We start from the raw sequence: 7,947 nt of genomic DNA, 5'->3' as shown, positions 1-7,947 counted from the left end.
GGGAGGGGCGGCGCGCTCGACGGGGACCGACGCTGGGCCGGGTCAGACGTTGAAGCCGAGGGAGCGGAGCTGGTCGCGCCCCTCGTCGGTGATCTTGTCGGGGCCCCACGGCGGGAGCCACACCCAGTTGATCCGGATGTCGTCGACCAGGCCGCCGCCGGGGCCGGTGGTCAGCGCCTGGCGGGCCTGGTCCTCGATCACGTCGGTCAGCGGGCAGGCCGCCGACGTCAGCGTCATGTCCAGCGTGGCGACGTTGTCGTCGCCGACGTGCACCCCGTACAGCAGGCCGAGGTCGACCACGTTGATGCCCAGCTCGGGGTCGACGACGTCCTTCATCGCCTCCTCGATGTCGGCGACGGCGGCCCGGGCACCCGCGGCCTTGCCGCCGTCACCCACGGCCGGTGCGGCGGCGTCCGTGGCCGGCGTCGCCGTGCCCTCGGCCGCCGGCGTCGCCGCGGTGGCGGTGTCCTCGCTACTCATGCCTTAACCTCCGAAGGGCTCGCGCCCACGCCGGCGCGTGCCGCGGCGTCCTTGAACGCCATCCACGGCAACAGCGCGCACTTCACCCGGGCCGGGTAGCGGGCGACGCCCGCGAACGCGACCCCGTCACCGAGCACGTCCTCGTCCGGCGTGACCTGACCACGGCCGGACATCAACTCCACGAACGCCTCGTGCACCTGGAACGCCTCACCCGCGCCCCGCCCGACCAGCAGCTCGTGCAACACGCTCGCCGACGCCTGGCTGATCGAGCAGCCCATGCCGTCGTACGAGACGTCGTGCAGCACGTCACCGTCGGTCGCCACCCGGACCGTGACCTCGTCGCCGCACGTCGGGTTGACGTGGTGCGCCTCGGCGACCCGGGCGCCCGGGTCGTCCGCGTCGCGCAGGCCCCGGCCGTGCGGGTGCTTGTAGTGGTCCAGGATGATCTCCTGGTAAAGAGATTCAAGCTGCATCAGGCTGAACTCCCGTCGATCCGCGGGCTCCTGCGTCGCCGCTCACTCGAACACCTTCCGCGCCTGCTCCAGGCCCGCCACCAGGGCGTCGATCTCCTCGGTGGTGGTGTAGAGGTAGAACGACGCCCGCGTCATGGCCGGCACGCCGAACCGGGTGCACACCGGCCGGGCACAGTGGTGGCCCACCCGCACCTGCACGCCGAGCGAGTCGAGCACCTGCCCGACGTCGTGCGGGTGGATGTCGCCGAGGGCGAACGAGATGGTGCCGCCCCGGCCCACCGGCACGGTCGGCCCGAAGATCCGCAGGCCGCGCACCGTGGCGAGGGCGTCCAGCGCGTACGCCGTCAGCTCCTTCTCGTGCCACTGGATGGCCCGCATCCCGATGCCGGTGAGGTAGTCGACGGCAGCGCCGAGCGCGACCGCCTCGGCGATCGGCGGGGTGCCCGCCTCGAACCGGGCCGGCGGCGCGGCGAACGTCGAACGCGCCATCGACACCGTCTCGATCATCGACCCGCCGCCGAGCACCGGCGGCATCGCCGCCAGCAGTTCGGCCCGGCCCCAGAGCACCCCGATGCCGGTCGGGCCGCACATCTTGTGCCCGGTGAACACGACGAAGTCGGCGTCGTAGTCGACCACGTCCATCGGCATGTGCGGCACCGACTGGGAGCAGTCGAGCAGCAGCAGCGCCCCCACCTCGCGGACCCGCTCGGTGATCCGCGCGGTGGCGTTGACGGTGCCGAGGATGTTGGACATGTGCACCAGCGAGACGATCTTCGTCCGCTCGGTGACCAGGTCATCCAGCCCCGACTCGTCCAGGCGCCCGTGCTCGGTGACCGGGAACCAACGCAGCGTCGCGCCGGTCCGCTCGCAGAGCAGCTGCCACGGGACGATGTTCGAGTGGTGCTCCATCTCGGAAATCACCACCTCGTCACCGGGGCCGAGCCGGAACCGCGGGTCGGCGTCGGGCCGCAGCGAGGCGTTGGAGAAGGCGTACGCGACGATGTTGATCGCCTCGGTGGAGTTCTTGGTGAACACCACCTCGTCCGGGCTCGGCGCGTTGACGAACGCGGCGACCTTGGCCCGGGCGCCCTCGTACGCCTCGGTGGCCTCCGTGCCCAGCGTGTGCACCGAGCGGGAGACGTTGGCGTTGTGCATCGCGTAGTGCTCGGCGAGCACGTCGAGCACCTGCCGCGGCTTGTGCGAGGTGTTGGCGCTGTCGAGGTAGACCAGCCGGTGCCCGTTGACCTCCCGGTCGAGGATCGGGAAGTCGGCGCGCACCTTAGCCACGTCGTAACGCGGCACGTCGTCGTACTGCGGCATCCCCGGCGGGATCGCGATGGTAGTCATGTCGACCGGCCCACCCATTCTCCGAGAGGAATCAGGCCCGCGCCGAACCGGCCCCGGCGACGTACCGCTCGTAGCCCTCTTCCTCGAGCTTGTCGGCCAGCTCCGGGCCGCCCTGCTCGACGATCCGGCCGGCCACGAACACGTGCACGAAGTCCGGCTTGATGTAGCGCAGGATCCGGGTGTAGTGGGTGATCAGCAGCAGGCCGGTGTCGCCGGTGTCGCGGACCCGGTTCACGCCCTCGCTGACCACGCGCAGCGCGTCGACGTCGAGGCCGGAGTCGGTCTCGTCGAGGATGGCCATCTTCGGCTTGAGCAGCTCCAGCTGCACGATCTCGTGCCGCTTCTTCTCACCGCCGGAGAAGCCCTCGTTGACGTTGCGCTGGGCGAACGCCGGGTCCATCTGGAGGCGCTCCATGGCCCCGCGCAGCTCGCCGCCCCAGGTGCGCAGCTTCGGCGCCTCGCCGTCGATGGCGGTCTTGGCGGTACGCAGGAAGTTCGCCACCGAGACGCCGGGCACCTCGACCGGGTACTGCATGGCCAGGAAGAGGCCGGCGCGGGCCCGCTCGTCGACGGACATGGCCAGCACGTCCTCGCCGTCGAGGGTCACCGAGCCGCCGGTGATCTCGTACTTGGGGTGACCGGCGATCGAGTAGGCCAGGGTGGACTTGCCGGAGCCGTTCGGCCCCATGATCGCGTGGGTCTCGCCCGAGCGGACGGTCAGGTCGACACCGGCCAGGATCGGCTTGAGCTCACCCTCGGGCAGCTTGACCGACACCTTCAGGTCGCGGATCTCCAGGGTGCTCATTATCGGGTCACTCCATTGCTCGGCGTGAGGCTGACGTAGATGTCGCCGTCGCGGACTTCGACGGGATAGACGGGAACGGGTTCGGTGGCGGGCAGCCCGGTCGGCTCGCCGGTCCTCAGGTCGAAACGGGAACCGTGCAGCCAACATTCCAGCGTGCAGCCGGAGACCTCCCCCTCGGAGAGGGCGACCGCGGCGTGCGAGCACTCGTCGTAGACGGCGTAGAAGGCGTCGTCCTCGCCGTGCACGATCGCGATCTGCGTGCCGTCGACGTCCGCGGCGATCGCGGTGCCCTTCGGCACGTCCTCGGTCGAGCAGATCTTGATCATCAGGCGCCGGCCTTGCTCAGCCGGGCCTCGATCGCGTCGCCGAGCCGCTCGCGCAGCTCCTCGACCGGGATCTTGTTGATCAGCTCGGCGAAGAAGCCGCGGACCACCAGGCGCCGCGCCTCGGCCTCCGGGATGCCCCGGGCCATCAGGTAGAACAGCTGCTCGTCGTCGAAGCGGCCGGTCGCGCTCGCGTGGCCGGCGCCGGCGATCTCGCCGGTCTCGATCTCCAGGTTGGGTACGGAGTCCGCCCGCGCGCCGTCGGTCAGCAGCAGGTTCCGGTTGATCTCGTACGTTTCGGTGCCGGTCGCCTCGGCGCGGATCAGCACGTCGCCGACCCAGACGGTGCGCGCGCTCTCGCCCTGCAGGGCGCCCCGGTAGCCGACGTAGCTGCGGCAGTCCGGCACGCTGTGGTCGACCAGCTGGCGGTGCTCCAGGTGCTGCCCCGAGTCGGCGAAGTAGAGGCCGTACAGCTCGGCCTCGCCGCCCCGGTCGGTGTACTCCACCGAGGTGTACTGCCGGACCAGGTCGCCACCGAGGGAGACCTGGACGTGGACCACCCTGGCGTCCCGACCCAGCTTCACCTTCAGGTGCTGGGCCTGCACGGCGTCGTCGGCCCAGTCGGCGACGGTGACCAGGGTCAGCTTCGCCCCGTCGGCCACCGCCACCTCGACGTTGTCGGCCAGCGTCGCCGAACCGGCGTGCTCCAGCACCAGGGTCACCTCGGCGAACCGGCCGACCTCGACGAAGGTGTGCCCGAAGGCGACACCCTCGGCGCCGTCGCCGACCACCCGCAGGGTCACCGGGTCGGCGACCACGGCGTCGCGGGCGACCTGGACCAGCAGCGCCTGCCCGGCCCCGCCGTAGGCCAGCGCGCTGACCCGGTCGACGGGGGTGAGCACGCTGCCCAGCCGGGGGTCGTCGGAGCCGATCCGCTCGACGGTCACGCCCTCGGGCAGGTCGCCGTACTCGTGGCGGACCGTGCCGGTGGCGGCCTGCGCCCCGCCGACCAGGCCACGCAGGCGCTTGAGGGGGGTGAAGCGCCACTCCTCCTCCAGGCCCGTGAGGGCCGGGAAGTCGGCGACGTCGTACGAGCGGAGCGCCTGCGACTTGGTGCTGGGCGGCGCGGAAGCCTGGGTAGTCATCTCTTCCTTGGTCTGTTTCGCGACGACGGTGTCATTGATCGGAGGGTGGGCCCGGGTTCGCGCGACTCGGCCAGCGGGTCGGGCTTCGCGCGATCCCGACGGGTCACCGGTCGGCGTCAGCCGACCGCGCCCTCCATCTGCAGCTCGATCAGGCGGTTGAGCTCCAGGGCGTACTCCATCGGGAGCTCCTTGGCGATCGGCTCGATGAAGCCGCGCACGATCATCGCCATCGCCTCGTCCTCGCTCAGGCCCCGGCTCATCAGGTAGAAGAGCTGGTCCTCGCTGACCTTGGAGACGGTGGCCTCGTGCCCCATCGACACGTCGTCCTCACGGATGTCGACGTACGGGTAGGTGTCGGAGCGGGAGATGGTGTCGACGAGCAGCGCGTCGCACTTGACCGTGCTGCGGCTGTTGGTCGAGCCCTCCAACACCTGCACCAGGCCGCGGTACGAGGTGCGGCCGCCGCCCCGGGCGATCGACTTGGAGACGATGGTGGAGGAGGTGTGCGGCGCGGCGTGCACCATCTTGGCGCCGGCGTCCTGGTGCTGGCCCTCGCCGGCCATGGCCACCGAGAGCACCTCGCCCTTGGCGTGCTCGCCGGTCATGTAGACCGCCGGGTACTTCATGGTGACCTTGGAGCCGATGTTGCCGTCGATCCACTCCATGGTCGCGCCCTCGTGGCACACGGCGCGCTTGGTGACCAGGTTGTAGACGTTGTTCGACCAGTTCTGGATGGTCGTGTAGCGGCACCGGGCGTTCTTCTTGACGATGATCTCCACCACGGCGCTGTGCAGCGAGTCCGAGGAGTAGATCGGCGCGGTGCAGCCCTCGACGTAGTGCACGTACGCGCCCTCGTCGACGATGATCAGCGTCCGCTCGAACTGGCCCATGTTCTCCGTGTTGATCCGGAAGTAGGCCTGCAGCGGGATCTCCACGTGCACGCCCTTCGGCACGTAGATGAACGAGCCGCCGGACCAGACGGAGGTGTTCAGCGCGGCGAACTTGTTGTCGCCGACCGGGATGACGGTGCCGAAGTACTCCTTGAACAGGTCCTCGTGCTCCTTGAGGGCGGTGTCGGTGTCGAGGAAGACGACACCCTGCTCCTCCAGGTCCTCACGGATCTTGTGGTACACGACCTCGGACTCGTACTGCGCCGCGACGCCCGCGATCAGCCGCTGCTTCTCCGCCTCGGGGATGCCCAGCTTGTCGTAGGTGTTCTTGATGTCCTCGGGCAGGTCCTCCCAGCTGGTGGCCTGCTTCTCCGTGGACCGGACGAAGTACTTGATGTTGTCGAAGTCGATCCCGGTGAGGTCGGCGCCCCAGGCCGGCATGGGCTTGCGGTCGAACAGCCGCAGGCCCTTCAGCCGCAGGTCGAGCATCCAGGCCGGCTCGTTCTTCTTGGCCGAGATGTCCCGCACCACCGCCTCGTTGAGGCCGCGCTGGGCCACCGCCCCGGCGACGTCGGGGTCGGCCCAGCCGTACTCGTAGCGACCCAGGGCGGCGAGCTGCTCTTCCTGGGTCAGGGGCTGGACGATCTGCTCGGTCATCTATCTGTCCTCACAGTGGTGACGGTCTTAGCGGACTGGGCGCGCCCCGGCTGGGCGGGAATGTGCGTGGTGCACACCCCGTCGCCGTGCGCGATGGTGGCCAGGCGCTGCACGTGGGTGCCGACCAGGCGGGAGATCACCGCGGTCTCGGCCTCGCACAGCTGGGGGAACTCGGCGGCCACGTGCGCCACCGGGCAGTGGTGCTGACAGAGCTGGCCGCCGGAGGCGATCGTGGACGCGTTGGCAGCGTAGCCCTCGGCGGTCAGTGCCCCGGCGAGCGCCTCGGCCCGCGCGAGGGGGTCGTCGCCGGCGTCCTCCATGGCGGCCCGGCAGCGGGCCTCCAGGGCGGCGACCTGGTCGGCGGCGAACGCCTCGACCGCGTCGGCGCCGCCGTTGCGCGCGATCCAACGCAGCGCGGCGGTGGCCATGTTGTCGTAGTGGTGGGTGCCGCAGCGGCCCCGGGCCGCGTCGGTCAGCAGGAACACCTTCGCCGGGCGGCCCCGGCCCCGGTGACCGCGGACCGTCTGGTCGCGGGCGACCACGTCACCGTCGGCGAGCATCGCGTCGAGGTGCCGCCGGATCGCGGCCGGGCTGAGCCCGAGCGCCGAGCCGAGCTGCGCGGCGGTGGTCGCCCCCCGCTCCAACAGGAGGTGGGTGACCCGGTCCCGGGTGGAAAGGTCACTGGCGGACACGGGCTGACCGGCGGCCGGGGCGGCCGCCGGCTGGTGCCCGGAGAGCGCCGCCGCGTTTTTCACAACGCCCACGTTACGTAATTCGTCGGGGGGCCGCAAACCCGGGTCCCGGTGATCCGAACCACCGCGCCGGCGGAGTCGCACGAACCTCGATCACTACGGTGCGTAGGATTTGCGCCGTGACTCCATCCGTCCGGTTCCCGGTCTCCACCGCCCTGCTGCGCCGTCTCGCGCTCGCCTCGATCATCGCGAACGTGGGCATCGTCGTCACCGGCGGGGCGGTCCGGCTCACCCAGTCCGGCCTCGGCTGCCCCACCTGGCCCCGGTGCACGGACGAGTCGTACGTGGCAACCGCCGAGATGGGCATCAACGGGGCGATCGAGTTCGGCAACCGCCTGCTCACCTTCGCGGTCGGCGTCATCGCGCTGGCGGTGCTGGTGGCCGTGCTGCTGCAACGCCCCCGCCGCCGGGAGCTGCTCCCCCTCGCGGTCGCCGTGCTCTGCGGCATCCCGGCCCAGGCGGTCGTCGGCGGCATCACCGTGCTCACGGACCTCAACCCGTGGGTGGTGGGCCTGCACTTCCTCGCCTCGATGCTCGTGATCGCGGCCGCGTACGCGCTGTGGCGGCGGATCGGGGACCCGGTCGGCCCGGCGGTGGCCGTGGTGCCGGCGCCGCTGCGGACCCTGGCGATGATCACCACCGTGGTCAGCGCGGCGGTGCTGGTGATCGGCACCTGGGTGACCGGCAGCGGCCCGCACGCGGGCGACCACGGCGCGGCCCGCAACGGCCTCGACCCGGAGTCGATCGCCCAGGTGCACGCCGACAGCGTCTTCCTGCTCATCGGCCTCTCCGTGGCGCTGGTCTTCGCGTTCCGCGCGGTCGGCGCGGCACGGGCCGCACGGGCCGCCCTGGTGCTGGTCGCGGTGGAGCTGGGTCAGGGCCTGATCGGCTTCGTGCAGTACTTCACCAACCTGCCTGCGCTGCTGGTGGGCGCGCACATGCTCGGCTCCTGCCTGGTGCTGCTGGCCACCCTCTCGGTCCAGTGGGCCACCCGCGAACGCCGTCCCGTCGCGCCGGCCCCGGACCCCTCCCCCGCCGAGGACGCCGTCCCCGTCGCCGCCTGACGGGCGTCAGG

The 7,947-nt window shown here is 71.1% G+C and carries 9 protein-coding genes; 1 reads left to right on the top strand and 8 read right to left on the bottom strand.

The features are described 5' to 3' along the window. Positions 1 to 42: 42 nt before the first annotated feature. The 8 genes from AB0L34_RS31750 to AB0L34_RS31715 form a co-directional block, all read right to left on the bottom strand. Complete coding sequence (locus AB0L34_RS31750) at positions 43 to 480, bottom strand: metal-sulfur cluster assembly factor (protein WP_363709108.1); 438 nt, start codon at positions 478 to 480, stop codon at positions 43 to 45. Further along, entirely contained in the window at positions 477 to 953 is a 477-nt protein-coding gene (gene sufU, locus AB0L34_RS31745) for a Fe-S cluster assembly sulfur transfer protein SufU (RefSeq protein ID WP_363709107.1), read from the bottom strand. Before sufU ends, AB0L34_RS31750 begins: the two co-directional genes overlap by 4 nt. Before the next feature lie 42 nt (positions 954 to 995). Continuing rightward, positions 996 to 2,300 (bottom strand): cysteine desulfurase, encoded by a 1,305-nt coding sequence (locus AB0L34_RS31740; RefSeq protein WP_363709105.1) that lies wholly within the window; start codon positions 2,298 to 2,300, stop codon positions 996 to 998. A gap of 31 nt (positions 2,301 to 2,331) precedes the next feature. Further along, the gene (gene sufC, locus AB0L34_RS31735) at positions 2,332 to 3,105 is read right to left on the bottom strand and encodes a Fe-S cluster assembly ATPase SufC (RefSeq protein ID WP_350686401.1); all 774 of its coding nucleotides are present in this window, start codon (positions 3,103 to 3,105) and stop codon (positions 2,332 to 2,334) included. Continuing rightward, a complete protein-coding gene (locus tag AB0L34_RS31730) occupies positions 3,105 to 3,431 on the bottom strand; it encodes a non-heme iron oxygenase ferredoxin subunit (protein ID WP_350686402.1) in 327 nt (108 codons plus the stop codon). The genes sufC and AB0L34_RS31730 overlap by 1 nt, the downstream gene beginning before the upstream one ends. Then, complete coding sequence (gene sufD / locus AB0L34_RS31725; protein WP_363709102.1) at positions 3,431 to 4,573, bottom strand: Fe-S cluster assembly protein SufD; 1,143 nt, start codon at positions 4,571 to 4,573, stop codon at positions 3,431 to 3,433. The genes AB0L34_RS31730 and sufD overlap by 1 nt, the downstream gene beginning before the upstream one ends. Positions 4,574 to 4,689: 116 nt before the next feature. Continuing rightward, complete coding sequence (sufB, locus tag AB0L34_RS31720; protein ID WP_091105216.1) at positions 4,690 to 6,120, bottom strand: Fe-S cluster assembly protein SufB; 1,431 nt, start codon at positions 6,118 to 6,120, stop codon at positions 4,690 to 4,692. Then, positions 6,117 to 6,875, bottom strand: coding sequence for a transcriptional regulator (locus tag AB0L34_RS31715; RefSeq protein WP_357465123.1), 759 nt, complete (start codon positions 6,873 to 6,875; stop codon positions 6,117 to 6,119). The genes sufB and AB0L34_RS31715 overlap by 4 nt, the downstream gene beginning before the upstream one ends. Positions 6,876 to 6,973: 98 nt before the next feature. Here AB0L34_RS31715 and AB0L34_RS31710 point away from each other — a divergent pair, with 98 nt between their 5' ends. After that, positions 6,974 to 7,936 carry a COX15/CtaA family protein gene (locus AB0L34_RS31710; protein ID WP_363709100.1) on the top strand — a complete coding sequence of 321 codons (963 nt, stop codon included), beginning with the start codon at positions 6,974 to 6,976 and terminating at the stop codon, positions 7,934 to 7,936. Positions 7,937 to 7,947: the final 11 nt, after the last annotated feature.

It is taken from the genome of Micromonospora sp. NPDC052213, from assembly GCF_040679695.1.
Taxonomy (GTDB): Bacteria; Actinomycetota; Actinomycetes; order Mycobacteriales; family Micromonosporaceae; genus Micromonospora.
Note: the sequence above shows the minus strand (reverse complement) of the source record. Positions and strands in the feature narration are given on the sequence as shown.

Coding starts and splice junctions, on each gene's coding strand:
- AB0L34_RS31750 (WP_363709108.1), bottom strand. CDS start 480: ATGAGTAGCGAGGACACCGCCACCGCGGCGACGCCGGCGGCCGAGGGC.
- sufU (WP_363709107.1), bottom strand. CDS start 953: ATGCAGCTTGAATCTCTTTACCAGGAGATCATCCTGGACCACTACAAG.
- AB0L34_RS31740 (WP_363709105.1), bottom strand. CDS start 2,300: ATGACTACCATCGCGATCCCGCCGGGGATGCCGCAGTACGACGACGTG.
- sufC (WP_350686401.1), bottom strand. CDS start 3,105: ATGAGCACCCTGGAGATCCGCGACCTGAAGGTGTCGGTCAAGCTGCCC.
- AB0L34_RS31730 (WP_350686402.1), bottom strand. CDS start 3,431: ATGATCAAGATCTGCTCGACCGAGGACGTGCCGAAGGGCACCGCGATC.
- sufD (WP_363709102.1), bottom strand. CDS start 4,573: ATGACTACCCAGGCTTCCGCGCCGCCCAGCACCAAGTCGCAGGCGCTC.
- sufB (WP_091105216.1), bottom strand. CDS start 6,120: ATGACCGAGCAGATCGTCCAGCCCCTGACCCAGGAAGAGCAGCTCGCC.